Below are 15251 nucleotides of genomic sequence, written 5' to 3' on the forward strand. Positions count from 1 at the left end.
TATGGCAAAAGAATCAAATAAAGACGGTCAAATGAACATCGAGCTTACTGAAGATGTAGCAGAAGGTGTTTATTCCAATTTGGCAATGATCGCTCACTCAAACAGTGAGTTCGTCATTGATTTTATCAGACTCATGCCAGGAGTGCCTAAGGCTAGAGTAAAGGCCAGAGTCGTCATTACACCAGATCATGCAAAACGACTCCTGTCTGCTCTAAAGGACAATATTGAAAAATATGAGCAGTCTTTTGGCTCAATTAAGCAAAACGAAGAATTTCCACAATTCCCGATCAACTTTGGAGGGACAGTAGGAGAGGCTTAAAAATTATAAGTCTTTAGTTTTGTTTAATTTATCTGTTTCATTACCTTTGCAGTCCTAAAAAACTTCTAATAAAGAAATTTAAACAATTATAGTTAATGCCTACTATACAACAGCTAGTTAGAAAAGGTAGAACTACTTTAGAAACAAAATCTAAGTCTAGAGCTTTGGATTCTTGTCCTCAGAGAAGAGGCGTATGTACTAGAGTATACACTACCACCCCTAAGAAGCCAAACTCAGCGATGAGAAAAGTGGCTAGGGTAAGATTGACCAATGGAAAAGAGGTTAACGCCTACATTCCAGGAGAGGGTCACAACCTTCAAGAACACTCTATTGTACTCATCAGAGGTGGTAGAGTTAAGGATCTTCCAGGTGTTCGTTATCACATTATCAGAGGTGCACTTGACACAGCTGGTGTGAAAGGAAGACTACAGGCCAGATCTAAGTATGGAGCTAAGAGACCTAAGCCAGGACAAGCAGCAGCTCCTGCTAAGAAAAAATAATATTTTGTAACATTTATTAAGCAATGAGAAAAGCTAAACCAAAGAAGAGATATATTCTTCCTGATCCAAAGTTTGCAGATACTTTGGTAACTAAGTTTGTAAACTGCCTGATGGTAGACGGGAAGAAGAGTATTGCCTACACTATATTCTATGATGCAGTAGAATTAGTAGAGAAGAAAACAGGTGAGAATGGTCTTGAAGTTTGGAAAAAGGCGCTTAACAACATCAGTCCTTCAGTAGAAGTGAAGAGTCGTAGAGTTGGTGGAGCTACTTTCCAGGTACCATTAGAAGTTAGACCTGAAAGAAAGATTTCACTCGGCATCAAATGGATGATTCTTTATTCAAGAAAAAGAGGTGAGAAGACTATGATGGATAGACTAGCTGGTGAAATCATATCAGCGTCTAAGGGTGAAGGAGCAGCAGTGAAGAAGAAGGATGACACCCATAGAATGGCTGAAGCAAACAAAGCATTCTCACACTTTAGATTCTAATTGAAATGGCAAGAGATTTAAAATTTACAAGAAATATAGGAATCGCAGCCCATATCGATGCGGGTAAGACCACTACTACTGAGCGTATTCTTTTTTATGGTGGTGTGAGCCATAAAATTGGAGAAGTACACGATGGTGCGGCTACCATGGACTGGATGGAGCAAGAGCAAGAAAGAGGTATCACTATCACTTCTGCTGCGACTACAGTTTTTTGGAATTACAGAGACAATAAATATCAAATCAATATCATTGATACTCCAGGTCACGTGGACTTTACCGTAGAGGTAAACCGCTCCCTTAGAGTATTAGATGGACTTGTATTCCTTTTTAGTGCTGTTGATGGTGTTGAGCCTCAGTCAGAGACTAACTGGAGACTTGCTGACAACTACAAAGTAGCTCGTATAGGATTCGTTAATAAGATGGATCGTGCTGGAGCCAACTTCCTAGATGTATGTAAGCAAGTGAAGGAAATGCTAGGTAGCTATGCAGTTCCACTTCAACTACCAATTGGTGCTGAAGACAAATTCAAAGGTGTTGTTGACTTGATCAATAACAGAGCTATCGTTTGGAATGAGGATGACTTCGGTATGACTTACGAGGTAGTTCCTATCCCTGAAGATATGCAAGAAGATGTTGACTACTGGAGAGAGCAATTGCTTGAAGCAGTAGCTGACTATGATGAGACTTTGATGGAGAAATTCTTCGAAGATCCTAACTCAATCACTGAAGCTGAAATACTTTCTGCACTTAGAAAAGCAGTAATCGATATGAAGATTGTACCTATGGTATGTGGATCTTCATTCAAAAACAAAGGTGTTCAGACGATGTTGGATTTGGTGATGGAGCTACTTCCTTCTCCACTTGATAAGACTGAGCTTTATGCTTCTAAATTGGATAATGAAGAAGAAAAAGTATTAGTGAAGCCTATCGCTACAGATCCTTTCGTAGGTCTAGCATTTAAGATCGCTACGGATCCATTTGTTGGTCGTCTTTGCTTCGTGAGATCATATGCTGGTACACTAGAATCTGGTTCTTATGTATTCAACAGCCGCTCTGGAAACAAAGAGAGAATCTCTAGAGTATTCCAGATGCACGCAAACAAGCAAAATCAAATCGAAAGATTAGAGGTAGGAGATATCGCTGCAGTAGTAGGCTTTAAAGACATCAAAACAGGTGATACACTTTGCGATGAGAGACGTAAGCTTGTCATGGAGTCAATGGTATTCCCTGAGCCAGTTATCGGTTATGCGATCGAGCCTAAAACGCAAGCTGACGTAGATAAACTAGGCATGGCTATCGGTAAACTAGTGGAAGAAGATCCTACACTTCAAGTAAATACTGACCACGAAACTGGACAGACTATCTTGAGAGGTATGGGTGAACTTCACTTAGATATCATCATCGATAGATTGAGACGTGAGTTTAAGGTAGAGATCAACCAAGGTGCTCCGCAGGTAGCTTACAAAGAAGCTTTGTTTGGTACAGTAGAGCACAAAGAAGTCTACAAGAAGCAGTCAGGTGGTAAAGGTAAATTTGCCGATATCGTATTTGAACTTGGCGCTAAGGATCCAGATCCTGAGACTAACGAGATCAAGCCAGGACTTGACTTCCAAAATGCAATCGTGGGTGGTGTGATTCCAAAAGAATTTATCCCAGCTATTCAGAAAGGTTTCACAGAAGCTATGAAGAATGGTCCACTTGCTGGATATCCAATCGAGTCTATGAAAGTGAAGCTTTTCCACGGATCTTATCACGATGTCGATTCAGATGCACTTTCTTTTGAACTTGCTGCAAGAATCGGTTTCAAAGAAGCTGCTAAGAAAGCTAAACCAAAACTTCTTGAGCCTATCATGGCGGTAGATGTAGTGACTCCTGATGAGTACACTGGTCCTATCACAGGTGACTTGAACAGAAGAAGAGGTATGATGAAAGGTATGGATACCAAAGGAACTTCTACAGTAATCAGAGCTTCTGTGCCTCTATCTGAGTTGTTCGGATATGTGACGGATCTAAGAACGATCACATCTGGTAGAGCTACTGCTTCGTTGACTTTCTCTCACTATGAGGAAGTACCTAACAACATAGCTGAGGCTGTCATAGCAAAAGTTAAAGGCGAAGGAAAATAACAAAGATCATGAATCAGAAAATTAGAATAAAACTAAAATCTTACGACTACAATCTAGTAGATAAGTCTTCTGAGAAGATCGTGAGAGCTGTAAAGGCCACAGGCGCTGTAGTAGTGGGTCCTATTCCATTGCCAACAGAGAAAGAGAAGTTCACAGTATTGAGATCACCACACGTAAATAAGAAGTCTAGAGAGCAATTTCAGCTTTGTACTTACAAGCGTCTGGTAGATATCTACTCAAACAACGCTAAGACAGTAGATGCTTTGATGAAAATCGAGCTTCCAAGTGGTGTTGATGTAGAGATCAAAGTCTGACAGAACATATTTCAAACATAAGGAATGCCCCAGAAGCAAGTGCTCTGGGGCTTTTCTTTTCTCTGCTTTACAGTGTGCTGATAGAGAGAGAATTGCTATGCTAATATGTTGAAAATAATTGCACTCACATTTGTAGTGTACAATTTAATTACTAACTTTGCAGTCCTTTAAAGGGGCATAAGTGTGTCTACACGTATGCTATTGTATTAATTTATTTATAAGATGTCTGGTATCATAGGAAGAAAAATCGGAATGACTAGCATTTTTAGTGCCGATGGACGTAATGTCGCATGCACGCTAATAGAAGCTGGTCCTTGCGTGGTAACGCAAGTAAAAAATGTAGAAACAGACGGGTACAACGCCATCCAATTGGGTTATGCTGAGCGCAAGGAGAAAAACACTCCTAAAGCACTTAAAGGTCACTTTAAGAAGGCAAATACAACTCCTAAGAGGAAAGTTGTTGAATTCAGAGACTTTAGAGTTGAGTTTGAAGGTCAAGTAAATCTTGGTAATTCAATCTTGGCACACGAAGTATTTAAAGAAGGTGACTTCTTAGATGCTATCGGTACTTCTAAAGGTAAAGGTTTCCAAGGTGTGGTCAAAAGACACAACTTTGGTGGAGTTGGCGGCCAAACACACGGTCAACACAACAGATTAAGAGCTCCAGGTTCTATCGGTGCTTGTTCATTCCCTTCTAGAGTATTCAAGGGTATGAGAATGGCTGGAAGAATGGGTGGAAACAGAGTAAAGGTCATCAACTTAAAAGTGATGAAGCTTATCCCTGAGAGAAACTTGATCCTAATCAGTGGCTCAGTTCCAGGTCCAAAAAATTCTTTTGTAATCCTAGAGAAATAAGCAAGATGGAATTAGCAGTATTAAAACATACAGGAGAAGATACCGGAAGAAAAGTTTCTCTTTCGGCAGAGATATTTGGTATTGAGCCAAACGATCACGCTATCTACTTAGACGTTAAGCAGTTTTTGGCTAACCAAAGACAAGGGACACACAAGTCTAAGGAAAGAAATGAGATCGCTGGTTCTACCAAGAAGATCAAGAAGCAAAAAGGTACTGGCGGAGCTAGGGCAGGATCTTTGAAATCACCACTTTTCAGAGGTGGAGGTAGAGTATTTGGACCTAAGCCTAGAGACTATAGCTTCAAGCTCAACAAGAAGCTGAAAGTGGTCGCTAGAAAGTCAGCCTTGACGTATAAAGCACAAGAGAGCAGTCTATCAGTTATTGAAGATTTCGCTTTTGATGCACCAAAGACTAAGAGCTATATCAATCTATTGAATGGCCTTTCATTGACAGACAAGAAGACTTTGTTTGTGCTTCCAGAGGTAAATAAGAACATTTATCTATCTAGCAGAAACCTTAAAAATGCTAAGGTAGTCACTGTGGATGACTTGAATACATATGATGTATTGAATGCAGATACACTACTCCTAAGTGAAGGTTCCGTAAGTAAATTAGAAACCCTTTTATTGAAGAAGTAAGACAATGAGCGTTTTAAAAAGACCAATCATTACGGAAAAAATTTCTGCCTTGAATGAAAAAGGTGTCTACGGATTCGTAGTGGAAAAATCTGCTAACAAGGTAGAGATTCAGAAAGCCGTTGAGAAGATGTATGGTGTCAAAGTTACTGGTATCAGAACGATGCGCTATGCAGGAAAATTGAAAACAAGATACACAAAAGCGAGAGTAGTATCTGGCTTCACTAATGCTTACAAAAAAGCTTTGGTAACAGTATCTGAAGGTGAAGTAATAGATTTTTACGGAGGAATTTAATCAAATAGAAAATGGCAGTTAAGAAGTTAAGGCCTATAACACCAGGGACAAGATTCAGAGTTGCTCCTGCTTTTACTGAGATTACTAAATCTACGCCAGAGAAGTCTCTACTAGCTCCTTCTAAGAAGAGTGGTGGTAGAAATAACTCAGGTAGAATGACTATGCGCTACATCGGTGGTGGTCATAAGCAAAAGTTGAGAATCATCGACTTCAAAAGAAGAAAGCATGGTATCCCAGCGACAGTAAAAGCTATCGAGTATGATCCTACAAGATCAGCAAGAATTGCCCTTTTGTTTTATGTAGATGGAGAAAAGGCCTACATAATCGCTCCAGAGGGTCTGCAAGTTGGACAGACAGTGATCTCTGGTGAAAGCATTGCTCCTGAAGTAGGAAATGCTTTACCAATTGCTTCTATACCACTAGGTACTATAGTTCACAATATCGAACTAAAGCCTGGAAGAGGTGGAGCTTTGGCAAGAAGTGCCGGATCATATGCACAGATAGTCGCTAGAGAAGGTAAGTATGTGACCATTAAACTCCCTTCAGGAGAGATGAGATTCATACTTGGTACTTGTATGGCAACTGTTGGTACCGTTTCTAATGGTGATCACATGAACGTGAACTTAGGAAAAGCGGGTAGAAAAAGATGGTTAGGAAGAAGACCACGTGTCAGAGGTGTAGTAATGAACCCTGTGGATCACCCAATGGGTGGTGGTGAAGGTAGATCATCAGGTGGTCATCCTAGATCTAGAAATGGTTTGCTTTCTAAAGGTAAGAAGACCAGAACTCCTAAAAAGTATTCTAACAAGTTCATTATTAGTAAAGGTAAATAATCATGGCACGTTCGTTAAAAAAAGGACCTTATATAGATTTTAGACTGGAGAAAAAGGTGGACACCATGAATGAAGCCGGTAAGAAATCTGTCATCAAGACTTGGTCAAGAAGATCAATGATTTCTCCTGATTTCGTAGGTCATACCTTCGCTGTTCACAATGGTAACAAGTTTATCCCAGTATTTGTGACAGACAATATGGTAGGTCATAAGCTCGGTGAGTTTGCTCCTACTAGAAACTTCAGAGGTCACATTGCTAAAAAAGATAAAGGCAAGAAATAATGGAAGCAATAGCAAAATTAAATAATGTCCCTACTTCTACCCGCAAGATGCGCCTAGTGGCAGATCTTGTTAGAGGCAAGAAAGTAAATACGGCTTTGAGCATATTGAAATTCCAAGCAAATCAAGGTGCTCCTAAATTGGAGAAACTTCTTCTTTCAGCTATCGCCAACTGGCAAGCAAAAAATGAAGATGTAAGACTTGAGGATGCAGATCTATATGTAAAAGAAATATTTGTAGATGGCGGTCGTATGTTGAAGAGACTAAGACCAGCACCTCAAGGTAGGGCTCATAGAATCCGCAAAAGATCTAATCATGTAACTTTGGTAGTTGATACCGTGAAAGTTACCGCTGATAGTAGTGTAAACAATATCCAATCAGATAAATAAGATTATAATATGGGACAGAAAGTTAACCCTGTTGGTCTTAGACTTGGTGTTATTAAAGGATGGGACTCTAACTGGTACGGAGGAAAAACATTCTCTGACAAGCTAGTTGAGGATCATAAGATCAGAAAGTATGTTTACGCCCGTATTCCAAAGGGTGGAATTGCCAAAGTTGTAATAGAAAGAACGCTTAAGAGAATTACGCTCACTATCCATACAGCAAGACCAGGTGTGGTCATTGGTAAAGGAGGTTCTGAAGTTGATAAGATCAAGGAAGAACTTAAGAAAATCACAAATAAGGATGTTCAGATCAACATCTTTGAAATCAAGAGACCAGAACTTGATGCTAAGCTAGTAGGTGAGTCTATTGCTCAACAGCTACAAGCAAGAATTTCATTTAGAAGAGCTATGAAGCAGTCTATCTCATCAGCGATGAGAGTAGGTGCCGAAGGTATCAAGGTGAAATTGTCAGGTAGACTTGGTGGTGCTGAGATGGCACGTTCTGAAATGTACAAAGAAGGAAGAATTCCTCTTCATACATTAAGAGCTGATATCGACTATGCACTGTCTGAGGCACTCACAGTATATGGTATCATTGGTATCAAAGTTTGGATATTCAAGGGTGAAGTTTACGGTAAGAGAGATCTATCTCCAAATCAAGCTGCAGGCGGTCCTAGCGGTGCTAGCAATAGCCCTAAGGATAATGGCAGACGCAGAAGAGGTGGTGAAGGTGCTCCTAAGCGTAAGAGAAAATAAATACATGTTTCACCATTAAGTGATTAGACGATGTTACAGCCAAAAAGAACCAAATATAGAAAGCAGCAAAAAGGTAGAGTAAAGGGTCTCGCAGGTAGAGGTCACGAACTTGCCTTTGGAAACTTCGGCATCAAAGCCCTAGAACCAGCTTGGATCACTTCTAGACAAATAGAAGCAGCTCGTATCGCGATGACAAGAGCGATGAAAAGAGAAGGTCAGGTTTGGATTAAAATATTCCCAGATAAGCCAGTTACCAAGAAGCCTGCAGAGGTGCGTATGGGTAAAGGTAAAGGTGCTCCTGAATATTGGGTAGCAGTAGTGAAGCCAGGAACTATTTTATTCGAATCTACTGGAGTAAGTGAAGAAGTAGCAAGAGAGGCATTGAGACTAGCTGCTCAGAAGCTGCCTATCAGCACTAAGTTTGTAGTACGTAGAGATTACGTTGGACAATAATAGCGATGAAAAATTCAGAAATAAGAGCACTTGGGATAAGTGAAATACAGGAGCGAATCCTAGCAGAGAAGGAAAACCTTACGAAATTAAATTTCGCTCATGCCATATCTCCAATCGAGAATCCTAACAAAATAGGAGAAAGTAAAAAATTGATCGCGAGATTGATGACAATCTTGAGAGAAAAAGAATTAGCTAAATAATTATGGAAAAGGCGACCAGAAATCTGCGTAAAGAGAGAATAGGTAAGGTGGTAAGCAACAAAATGGAGAAATCAATCTCTGTAGTTGTAGAGCGTAAAGTGAAACACCCTATCTACGGAAAATTCGTAGGAAAAACCACTAAATTCATGGCCCATGACGATAAAAATGAGTGCAACATTGGAGACATTGTACGCATCTCTGAGACTCGTCCGCTGAGCAAGAATAAGCGTTGGAGATTAGTAGAAATCATAGAAAGAGCTAAGTAATCATGATACAGCAAGAATCAAGATTAAGAGTAGCGGATAACAGTGGTGCCAAAGAGGTGCTATGTATCCGCGTACTAGGTGGTACAGGAAAGAGGTATGCTTCTGTTGGCGACAAAATTGTCGTGACTGTTAAGTCTGCTATTTCTTCTGGCAACATGAAAAAAGGTACAGTTACCAAAGCGGTAATCGTAAGAACCAAAAAGGAGATCAGAAGAAAAGATGGCTCGTACATCCGCTTTGAAGATAATGCTGCTGTCCTTCTGAATAATAATGACGAACCAAGAGGTACCCGTATATTCGGACCTGTGGCTAGGGAACTCAGAGAAAAGCAGTTCATGAAAATTGTTTCTTTAGCCCCTGAAGTATTATAATCATGGAGAAAAAGCAAGTAAATACGGCCAAGCTGAAAATAAAAACTGGTGATACTGTAAAGGTGATCGCTGGTAACAGCAAAGGCAAGACTGGAAAAGTACTTTCAGTTAATAAAGAAAAGAATAGAGTAATCGTAGAGGGTCAAAACATGATCACAAAGCATGTGAAGCCTTCAGCTGCGAAACCACAAGGTGGCATCGAAAAGAAAGAGGCAGGTATCCATGTCAGCAATGTGATGTTGGTAGATCCTAAGACTGGCGAAGCTACAAGAGTAGGACGTAAGCTAAACGAGAACGGTAAACTAGTTAGATATTCTAAGAAAACTGGGGAGGTGATCAATGGCTAATCCTAGACTAAAAAGCAAATTCCAAGAGGAAATCGTTGCTGAGTTAAAAGAAAAATTTCAGTATAAGTCTGTAATGCAAGTACCTAAGTTGACAAAAATTGTCATCAATAAAGGTATCGGTGCTGCAGTTGCTGATAAGAAGCTGGTTGATCACGGAGTTGAAGAACTTTCAACGATCACAGGTCAAAAAGCAGTAGCTACTAAAGCTAAAAATTCTATCTCTAACTTTAAGTTGAGAGAAGAAATGCCTATCGGTGCTAAAGTGACGCTAAGAGGTGACAAGATGTATGAATTCTTTGATAGATTGATTACGGTAGCACTTCCTAGAGTTAGAGACTTCAAAGGTATCAGTGATAAAGGATTTGACGGTAGAGGCAATTACACACTAGGTGTGAAAGAGCAAATCATCTTCCCTGAGATCAGCATTGATAAAATCAACAGAATCTCAGGTATGGACATCACATTTGTGACTACTGCTCAGACTGATGAGGAAAGCTTAGCGCTTTTGAAATCATTTGGTATGCCTTTCATCAACAAAAATAACAACTAAGTTATGGCAAGAGAGTCGATTAAAGCTCGTGAGAGAAAAAGAGAAAAACTTGTAGCTAAGTACGCTAAGAAAAGAGCTGAATTGAAAGCTGCAGGAGACTATGTTGGTCTTGACAAACTTCCTAAAAACTCTTCTCCAGTTAGATTGCACAACAGATGCAAGTTGACTGGTAGACCAAAGGGTTATATGAGGAAATTTGGAATCAACAGGGTAACATTCAGAGAAATGGCTTCTGAAGGTAAAATCCCTGGTGTAACAAAGGCTAGCTGGTAAAAACTAGTAAATATTTTTAATTTTAAAATTGTTGTGTAACTTTGCACGCCCGTTCAGGGTGTGTAGTTAGACTATATTTATATGACTGATCCAATAGCTGATTATCTAACCAGGTTGAGAAACGCCATCAAGGCTAATCACCGTATCGTAGAAATACCCGCTTCTAATCTTAAAAAAGAGATTACAAAGGTACTTCACGACAAAGGCTTTATTCAAAACTATAAGTTTGTAGAAGAAGGCCCGCAGGGTACTATCAAAATTGCTTTGAAGTATAACCCTACGACAAAGGCAAACGCCATTGTTAAACTTGAGAGAATTAGTAAGCCTGGCTTGAGAAAGTACAGCAGTGCAGAAAGTCTTCCTAGAGTAATCAATGGATTAGGAGTTGCTGTATTATCTACCTCAAAAGGTGTGATGACTGACAAGGAAGCTCGTCAGATGCACATCGGTGGAGAGGTACTTTGTTACGTATATTAATATTTTGTAATATGTCACGTATAGGTAAAAAACCAATAAATCTACCTGCTGGTGTAACTGTAAGCGTCTCGGCTGATAATGTCGTGACTGTCAAAGGTCCCAAAGGTACTCTTACTCAGGATGTGAATCCCGATATTAAGATAGTCATAGAAGATAGCCTACTTACTGTAGAAAGACCTACTGAGCAGAAGAGACATAAGTCACTTCACGGTCTTTATAGAGCCCTTATCAATAACATGGTAGTGGGTGTAACGGAAGGTTATAAGAAAGAGCTTGAATTAGTCGGTGTAGGTTACAAAGCCACAAACAATGGGAATGTGTTAGAACTTAGCCTTGGCTATTCTCACAACATTTTTGTGTCGCTTCCTCAAGAAATATCTGTAAAAACAGAGACTCCTAAAGGAAAGAACCCACTAGTAACACTAGAAGGTATCGATAAAGAATTGATCGGACAAGTAGCCGCAAAAATCAAATCTCTACGTAAAGTAGAACCTTACAAAGGTAAAGGTGTACGTTTTGTTGGTGAAGTTATTAGACGTAAGGCTGGTAAAACTGCTGCTAAAAAATAAGTAAGATGGCAATCAATAAAACCGAAAGAAGGTTCAAAATAAGAAAAGGTATCAGAAAAAACCTAGCTGGTACTGCTGATAGACCTCGTCTCTCTGTATTCAAAAGTAATACAGCTGTTTATGCTCAGTTGATCGATGACTTGAGTGGTAAGACGTTAGTTTCTGCTTCTTCTAAAGAACTAGGATCTACTACTTCTGCTAATATGGAAATCTCTAAAGAAGTAGGTAAGAAAATAGCTGAAAAAGCTGTAAGTGAAGGCATCTCTTCTGTAGTATTCGATAGAAGTGGCTATATATATCATGGTAAAGTCAAAGCTCTTGCAGATGGTGCAAGAGAGGGAGGACTTAAATTCTAAGAAATTATGTCTCAGATAAAGAATAAACCTGTAAGAGCAATAGATACTGACCTAAAAGAACGCGTAGTTGCTATCAACCGTGTAGCTAAGGTAGTAAAAGGTGGTAGAAGATTTAGCTTTTCTGCTATCGTAGTAGTAGGCGATGGCAAAGGTGTAGTAGGTTATGGACTAGGTAAGGCTAATGAAGTAACTGATGCTATCACTAAAGGCATCGAAGACGCTAAAAAGAATTTGCAAAAAGTACCAGTTCTTAAAGGAACTGTTCCTCATGATGCTATCGGAAAATACAGTGGTGGTGTTGTATTAATCAAGCCTGCTGCTCCAGGTACTGGAGTAATCGCTGGTGGTGCAATGCGTGCTGTATTAGAAAGTGCTGGTGTGACAGACGTTTTGGCTAAATCAAAAGGTTCTTCTAACCCACACAACGTGGTAAAGGCAACAATCGATGCACTCAATAACATGAGAGAGCCAATCGAAGTAGCCATGCAAAGAGGAGTGAAATTATCTAAAGTATTTAATGGTTAATCACGATGAGTAAGGTAAAAATCACACAAACTAAAAGTGTCATTGACAGACCTAAAAGACAGAAGTTAACTATTCAGGCTTTAGGTTTAGGAAAAATCAACCGATCTGTTGAGGTAGAGTACACTGCTCAGATAGCAGGTATGGTCAATAAAGTTCAACATCTCGTAACTGTAGAACAACTGTAATCATGAAATTGAATTCATTAAAACCTGCTGAAGGTTCTATTAAGAATAGAAAGAGAATAGGTCGTGGTACTGGATCTGGTAGAGGTGGAACTTCTACTAGAGGTCACAAAGGAGCTAAGTCTCGTTCTGGTTACTCTAAGAAACTAGGTTTCGAAGGTGGTCAGATGCCTTTACAAAGAAGAGTTCCTAAGTTTGGTTTCAAAAGCATCAATAGAATTGAGTGCAAGCCAATCAACTTGGATACTATTCAAGAATTAGTTGACAAACTTAATATCACTGAAGTTAGCTTTGAGACATTCGTTGATAACGGATTAGCTTCAAGTAACGATACAGTGAAGGTACTTGGTAGAGGAGATCTAAAAGCTAAAGTTGCGGTATCTGCTCATTATTTTTCTGCTAGTGCTATCGCTTCTATCGAGAAGGCTGGCGGATCAATTAACAAGATTTAATTTCTATGAAAAAATTCATCTCAACAGTAAGGAATATATTTTCTATTGAAGATTTGAGAGTCAGAATTCTCAATACGATTGGATTTCTAGTTGTTTTCAGAATCGGTTCTTTTATCGTATTACCAGGTGTAGATCCTTCATTGCTTACTGATAAAGCTGAAGGTATATTTGGCTTAATTGATACTTTCTTAGGTGGCGCGTTTAGTAATGCTTCTATCTTTGCATTAGGTATCATGCCTTATATTTCTGCATCGATCGTATTACAGTTACTTACTGTGGGTGTACCATATTTTCAGAAGCTTCAAAAAGAAGGAGAGTCTGGTAGAAAGCGTATCAATCAATACACTAGAGTATTAACGATAATTATTACAGTAGCTCAAGGTATAGGATACCTAAGCACTAATAACATCAATGATGCTGTAGTCATTAATCAAACGTTTTTCTTATTCTCCTCACTTATCCTACTAGTTGCGGGTACAATGTTCTGTATGTGGCTTGGTGAAAAAATCACTGAGAAAGGAATTGGTAATGGTATTTCAATGCTGATTATGATTGGTATTATTTCCAGATTCCCTGGAGCTATTATTTCAGAATCAGTATCAAAAGGATTTAGCGGTGGATTGTTATTCATATTAGAGATTGCCGTACTATTCTTTGTAGTTGTAGGTGTAGTAGCTATCACTGAAGCTACTAGAAGAGTACCAGTACAGTATGCTAAACAAGTAGTAGGCGGTAAAGTATATGGCGGACAGAGACAGTATATACCTATCAAAGTAAATGCAAGTGGTGTAATGCCAATTATCTTCGCTCAGTCTTTGATGTTTTTACCATCTCTTTTGGCTGGTTTATGGTCTGAGGAAAGTGAAACAGCCAACTTTATTGTTACTACATTTTCTGATATTCAATCTTGGCAGTATAACTTACTGTTTGCGGTATTGATCATTCTTTTCACTTTCTTCTATACAGCGATTACGATCAACCCTGATCAAATGGCAGAGGATATGAAGAGAAATGGAGGATTCGTTCCTGGTATCAAGCCTGGTGCTGCTACTTCTGAGTTTATTGACAATATCGTCTCAAAAATCACTCTTCCAGGTTCTATTCTATTAGCCTTGGTAGCCATTATGCCAGCTTTCGCTATGATAGCAGGTGTAGGTATGGAGTTCGCGCAGTTTTATGGCGGTACTTCACTACTGATCATGGTGGGTGTTATTTTGGATACGCTTAGACAAATTGAAAGTTATCTTTTAATGAGGCATTACGAAGGACTGATGAAGTCTGGAAATACAAAAGGTACTGCTTCAAATTATGCTGTAGCTTAATAATGATTCATTATAAAACCTCTGAAGAGGTAGAGTTAATAAAGCAAAGCGCAGAGATATTAGGCAAAGCACATGGCGAAGTTGCCAAATATGTAAAGGAGGGTGTAAAAACCTCCTTTCTTGACAAAATAGCTGAGGAATTCATCCTTGATCACGGAGCAAAGGCTTCTTTTAAAGGATATAATGGTTTTCCAGCGACACTGTGTATTTCGGTAAACGAGGTAATCGTTCACGGATTTCCCAGTGACTATATATTGAAAAACGGGGATATAATCTCAATAGATTGTGGAGTTTTTCACCAAGGTTTTCATAGTGATAGTGCATACACTTATCCTATTGGTGATGTCTCCCCTGATATTTTATCCCTTCTCAAAGTCACCAAGGAATCTCTTTATTTAGGTATCGAAAACGCAGTAAATGGCAAAAGAATAGGTGACATTGGTTACGCTATTCAAAAACATGCTGAATCTCATGGCTATACTGTGGTCAGAGAACTTGTTGGTCATGGCTTAGGTAGAAATCTACATGAGTCGCCAGAAGTTCCTAATTATGGTAAGCGTGGAAGTGGCCCTGTGATGAAAGAAGGCTTGGTTATAGCAATAGAGCCTATGATAAATCTAGGATCACGCAATGTGGTGCAAGAGCGAGATGGCTGGACGATACGAACAGCAGATCGGAAACCTTCAGCACATTATGAGCATACGGTAGCTGTATTTGCTGATAGAACTGAAATATTGACAACGCATAAGTACATAGAAGAAAACTTTAAATTTTAATATGCCAAAACAGTCATCTATAGAACAAGATGGAACAATCGTAGAAGCTTTGTCTAATGCGATGTTTAGAGTGGAGCTTGAGAATGGGCATCAGCTGATCGCTCATATTTCAGGAAAAATGCGAATGCATTACATTAAAATACTTCCTGGAGACAAAGTGAAATTAGAAATGTCTCCATATGATTTATCAAAAGGTAGAATCGTTTACAGATATAAATAAAAAATCATGAAAGTAAAGGCATCTATAAAGAAGCGTAGTGCTGACTGCAAGATTATCCGCAGAAAGGGTAAGTTGTATGTGATAAATAAGAAGAATCCAAAGTTTAAACAAAGACAAGGTTAAT

29 protein-coding genes are annotated in these 15251 nt (G+C 39.2%); all 29 read left to right on the forward strand.

Annotated features, from left to right (window positions below; genetic code table 11):
- Position 1: 1 nt before the first annotated feature.
- The 29 genes from I5349_RS11355 (at position 2) to ykgO (ending at position 15250) form a co-directional block, all read left to right on the forward strand.
- Positions 2 to 319 (forward strand): DUF3467 domain-containing protein, encoded by a 318-nt coding sequence (locus I5349_RS11355; protein ID WP_226390886.1) that lies wholly within the window; start codon positions 2 to 4, stop codon positions 317 to 319.
- Between the two features lie 95 nt (positions 320 to 414).
- The gene (gene rpsL / locus I5349_RS11360) at positions 415 to 819 is read left to right on the forward strand and encodes a 30S ribosomal protein S12 (RefSeq protein ID WP_226390887.1); all 405 of its coding nucleotides are present in this window, start codon (positions 415 to 417) and stop codon (positions 817 to 819) included.
- Positions 820 to 842: 23 nt separating this feature from the next.
- Positions 843 to 1310, forward strand: coding sequence for a 30S ribosomal protein S7 (rpsG, locus tag I5349_RS11365; protein WP_226390888.1), 468 nt, complete (start codon positions 843 to 845; stop codon positions 1308 to 1310).
- Positions 1311 to 1315: 5 nt separating this feature from the next.
- The gene (fusA, locus tag I5349_RS11370; protein WP_226390889.1) at positions 1316 to 3436 is read left to right on the forward strand and encodes an elongation factor G; all 2121 of its coding nucleotides are present in this window, start codon (positions 1316 to 1318) and stop codon (positions 3434 to 3436) included.
- Between the two features lie 8 nt (positions 3437 to 3444).
- Positions 3445 to 3750: a 30S ribosomal protein S10 gene (rpsJ, locus tag I5349_RS11375; RefSeq protein WP_226390890.1), complete on the forward strand. Its 306-nt coding sequence runs from the start codon at positions 3445 to 3447 to the stop codon at positions 3748 to 3750.
- A gap of 222 nt (positions 3751 to 3972) precedes the next feature.
- The gene (gene rplC / locus I5349_RS11380; RefSeq protein ID WP_226390891.1) at positions 3973 to 4605 is read left to right on the forward strand and encodes a 50S ribosomal protein L3; all 633 of its coding nucleotides are present in this window, start codon (positions 3973 to 3975) and stop codon (positions 4603 to 4605) included.
- 5 nt (positions 4606 to 4610) lie between these two features.
- Positions 4611 to 5243 carry a 50S ribosomal protein L4 gene (gene rplD, locus I5349_RS11385; protein WP_226390892.1) on the forward strand — a complete coding sequence of 211 codons (633 nt, stop codon included), beginning with the start codon at positions 4611 to 4613 and terminating at the stop codon, positions 5241 to 5243.
- A gap of 4 nt (positions 5244 to 5247) precedes the next feature.
- On the forward strand, positions 5248 to 5535 hold the full coding sequence (rplW, locus tag I5349_RS11390) for a 50S ribosomal protein L23 (RefSeq protein WP_226390893.1): 288 nt from the start codon (positions 5248 to 5250) through the stop codon (positions 5533 to 5535).
- Positions 5536 to 5546: 11 nt separating this feature from the next.
- Positions 5547 to 6368, forward strand: a complete 822-nt coding sequence (rplB, locus tag I5349_RS11395) for a 50S ribosomal protein L2 (RefSeq protein ID WP_226390894.1) — start codon at positions 5547 to 5549, stop codon at positions 6366 to 6368.
- A 2-nt stretch (positions 6369 to 6370) separates the two neighbouring features.
- On the forward strand, positions 6371 to 6649 hold the full coding sequence (rpsS, locus tag I5349_RS11400) for a 30S ribosomal protein S19 (RefSeq protein ID WP_226390895.1): 279 nt from the start codon (positions 6371 to 6373) through the stop codon (positions 6647 to 6649).
- Positions 6649 to 7035, forward strand: coding sequence for a 50S ribosomal protein L22 (rplV, locus tag I5349_RS11405; protein ID WP_226390896.1), 387 nt, complete (start codon positions 6649 to 6651; stop codon positions 7033 to 7035). Before rpsS ends, rplV begins: the two co-directional genes overlap by 1 nt.
- 9 nt (positions 7036 to 7044) lie before the next feature.
- A complete protein-coding gene (rpsC, locus tag I5349_RS11410) occupies positions 7045 to 7788 on the forward strand; it encodes a 30S ribosomal protein S3 (RefSeq protein ID WP_226390897.1) in 744 nt (247 codons plus the stop codon).
- A gap of 30 nt (positions 7789 to 7818) precedes the next feature.
- Positions 7819 to 8241: a 50S ribosomal protein L16 gene (gene rplP, locus I5349_RS11415; protein ID WP_226390898.1), complete on the forward strand. Its 423-nt coding sequence runs from the start codon at positions 7819 to 7821 to the stop codon at positions 8239 to 8241.
- A 5-nt stretch (positions 8242 to 8246) separates the two neighbouring features.
- Positions 8247 to 8441, forward strand: coding sequence for a 50S ribosomal protein L29 (gene rpmC, locus I5349_RS11420; protein ID WP_226390899.1), 195 nt, complete (start codon positions 8247 to 8249; stop codon positions 8439 to 8441).
- A gap of 2 nt (positions 8442 to 8443) precedes the next feature.
- Entirely contained in the window at positions 8444 to 8707 is a 264-nt protein-coding gene (gene rpsQ, locus I5349_RS11425) for a 30S ribosomal protein S17 (RefSeq protein ID WP_226390900.1), read from the forward strand.
- Between the two features lie 2 nt (positions 8708 to 8709).
- Positions 8710 to 9078, forward strand: coding sequence for a 50S ribosomal protein L14 (rplN, locus tag I5349_RS11430; protein ID WP_226390901.1), 369 nt, complete (start codon positions 8710 to 8712; stop codon positions 9076 to 9078).
- A gap of 2 nt (positions 9079 to 9080) precedes the next feature.
- On the forward strand, positions 9081 to 9425 hold the full coding sequence (rplX, locus tag I5349_RS11435; protein WP_226390902.1) for a 50S ribosomal protein L24: 345 nt from the start codon (positions 9081 to 9083) through the stop codon (positions 9423 to 9425).
- Positions 9418 to 9975, forward strand: a complete 558-nt coding sequence (rplE, locus tag I5349_RS11440; RefSeq protein WP_226390903.1) for a 50S ribosomal protein L5 — start codon at positions 9418 to 9420, stop codon at positions 9973 to 9975. The genes rplX and rplE overlap by 8 nt, the downstream gene beginning before the upstream one ends.
- Positions 9976 to 9978: 3 nt before the next feature.
- Positions 9979 to 10248 (forward strand): 30S ribosomal protein S14, encoded by a 270-nt coding sequence (rpsN, locus tag I5349_RS11445; protein WP_226390904.1) that lies wholly within the window; start codon positions 9979 to 9981, stop codon positions 10246 to 10248.
- Positions 10249 to 10329: 81 nt separating this feature from the next.
- Complete coding sequence (gene rpsH, locus I5349_RS11450) at positions 10330 to 10725, forward strand: 30S ribosomal protein S8 (protein WP_226390905.1); 396 nt, start codon at positions 10330 to 10332, stop codon at positions 10723 to 10725.
- 11 nt (positions 10726 to 10736) lie between these two features.
- Entirely contained in the window at positions 10737 to 11294 is a 558-nt protein-coding gene (gene rplF, locus I5349_RS11455) for a 50S ribosomal protein L6 (RefSeq protein WP_226390906.1), read from the forward strand.
- A gap of 5 nt (positions 11295 to 11299) precedes the next feature.
- Complete coding sequence (rplR, locus tag I5349_RS11460) at positions 11300 to 11650, forward strand: 50S ribosomal protein L18 (RefSeq protein WP_226390907.1); 351 nt, start codon at positions 11300 to 11302, stop codon at positions 11648 to 11650.
- Between the two features lie 6 nt (positions 11651 to 11656).
- Complete coding sequence (gene rpsE / locus I5349_RS11465) at positions 11657 to 12175, forward strand: 30S ribosomal protein S5 (RefSeq protein WP_226390908.1); 519 nt, start codon at positions 11657 to 11659, stop codon at positions 12173 to 12175.
- A gap of 5 nt (positions 12176 to 12180) precedes the next feature.
- The gene (rpmD, locus tag I5349_RS11470) at positions 12181 to 12360 is read left to right on the forward strand and encodes a 50S ribosomal protein L30 (protein ID WP_226390909.1); all 180 of its coding nucleotides are present in this window, start codon (positions 12181 to 12183) and stop codon (positions 12358 to 12360) included.
- Positions 12361 to 12362: 2 nt separating this feature from the next.
- Complete coding sequence (gene rplO, locus I5349_RS11475; protein WP_226390910.1) at positions 12363 to 12809, forward strand: 50S ribosomal protein L15; 447 nt, start codon at positions 12363 to 12365, stop codon at positions 12807 to 12809.
- A gap of 5 nt (positions 12810 to 12814) precedes the next feature.
- Complete coding sequence (gene secY, locus I5349_RS11480) at positions 12815 to 14131, forward strand: preprotein translocase subunit SecY (protein WP_226390911.1); 1317 nt, start codon at positions 12815 to 12817, stop codon at positions 14129 to 14131.
- A 2-nt stretch (positions 14132 to 14133) separates the two neighbouring features.
- Entirely contained in the window at positions 14134 to 14907 is a 774-nt protein-coding gene (map, locus tag I5349_RS11485) for a type I methionyl aminopeptidase (protein WP_226390912.1), read from the forward strand.
- 1 nt (position 14908) lies between these two features.
- Positions 14909 to 15127, forward strand: coding sequence for a translation initiation factor IF-1 (infA, locus tag I5349_RS11490; protein ID WP_226390913.1), 219 nt, complete (start codon positions 14909 to 14911; stop codon positions 15125 to 15127).
- A gap of 6 nt (positions 15128 to 15133) precedes the next feature.
- Positions 15134 to 15250, forward strand: coding sequence for a type B 50S ribosomal protein L36 (gene ykgO / locus I5349_RS11495; RefSeq protein ID WP_226390914.1), 117 nt, complete (start codon positions 15134 to 15136; stop codon positions 15248 to 15250).
- The last annotated feature ends 1 nt before the right edge of the window (position 15251 follow it).

The organism is Penaeicola halotolerans, from assembly GCF_016464625.1.
In the GTDB taxonomy this organism is placed as follows: domain Bacteria; phylum Bacteroidota; class Bacteroidia; order Cytophagales; family Cyclobacteriaceae; genus Penaeicola; species Penaeicola halotolerans.